This window comes from Microbacterium umsixpiens, from assembly GCF_053543675.1.
This window is the reverse complement of record NZ_JBLVOH010000196.1, coordinates 1-1,234: the sequence shown is the minus strand read 5'-3', so window position 1 is coordinate 1,234 and position 1,234 is coordinate 1. Positions and strand designations below refer to the sequence as shown.

The 1,234-nt window shown below is 72.0% G+C and carries 2 protein-coding genes; one reads left to right on the top strand and one right to left on the bottom strand.

The annotated features are described in order from the left end of the window. Window positions 1–392 (top strand): ABC transporter permease (locus ACNPM4_RS17365; RefSeq protein WP_448986512.1); only part of this gene is annotated, 392 nt, incomplete at its 5' end. A 21-nt stretch (window positions 393–413) separates the two neighbouring features. On the opposite strand, the gene ACNPM4_RS17360 is transcribed toward ACNPM4_RS17365, so the two are convergent. Next, the coding region (locus ACNPM4_RS17360; protein WP_448986511.1) for an ATP-dependent helicase C-terminal domain-containing protein at window positions 414–1,234 on the bottom strand (821 nt) is incomplete at its 5' end.

Below are 1,234 nucleotides of genomic sequence, written 5' to 3'. Positions count from 1 at the left end.
GGTCGTTCGCGGTCGGGGTATGCGGGCTCGATGTCGACGGGCCGCTGTGGCAGCTCGGCCTGGTCGCGGTCGTCGATGCGCTGCTCGGCACGGCCCTCGGGCTCCTCGCCAGCGCGTTCGCCCAGACCGAGTTCCAAGCGGTGCAGTTCATGCCGTTGCTCGTGTTCCCGCAGATCATCCTCGGCGGCCTGTTCATGCCCCGCGATCAGATGCCGGATGTGCTGTATGCCATCTCGGATTGGCTCCCGCTCAGCTACGCGATCGACACGATCAACGCGGTGGCCGCGGGCGACGAGGGCTGGGACGTGTTCGGCCCGCTGCTGATCGTCGTGGCCTTCGCGGTGGGTGCCCTCGTGCTCGCGTCGCTGACGCTGCAGCGGCGCACGCGCTGAGGCTCCGGCGACGGTGGCTGCTCAGCGCGCCGTGCGGTTCTTCGTGTGCTTGGTCGGCACGGCGGCCCACGGGTCTTCGGGCCACGGATGCCGTGGGTAGCGTCCGCGCATCTCGGCGCGCACCTGGCTGTAGGGACCGGACCAGAACGAGGCGAGGTCGTCGGTGACCGCGAGTGGACGCCCGGCGGGGGACAGCAGGTGGAACAGGACCGGCACGCGCCCATCGACCAGCCGCGGAGTCTCGGCCCACCCGAAGCACTCCTGCAGCTTCACGGCGACGACCGGCCGTGCGTGCGGGTCGCCGTCGGGCTCCGGATAGGTGATGCGGACGCGGGATCCGCTGGGCACCTCGAGGCGCTCCGGCGCGAGCTCATCGAGGTGCACGGCATCGGGCCACGGCAGCAGGCGCCGAAGCGGTGACGAGAGTTCCAGCCGTGCTGCGGGGGTGCCGGACGCGAGGCGATCGAGCTCAGGCGCGAGCCACACGTCGAGGGAGTCGACCAACCCGGCATCCGAGACATCGGGCCACGGATCGCCGAGCTCTCGTCGCAACAGTGCGAGTCGCCGGCGCAGCGCGTCTGCGGCGTCGGACCAGGTGAACATACCGATCCCGTCGCGGCGGAGCGCCCCGCGCACGGCGTCGCGGCCCTCCTGTGCCGACGCCTTCACGGGCGCCGAGGACCGCGGAATGGCGCCGATCCGCCGCTCGCGTCGAGCCTGGACGCGGCCTCCGACGAACTCCGCCTCGACGCGGTCGGTCATCAGGTGGCTCGCCGCCTGCTCCATCTGCGCTTCGGTGAGCACAGCGGCGGAGCGGATGATCGCGCCGGACCCGGCCGCGG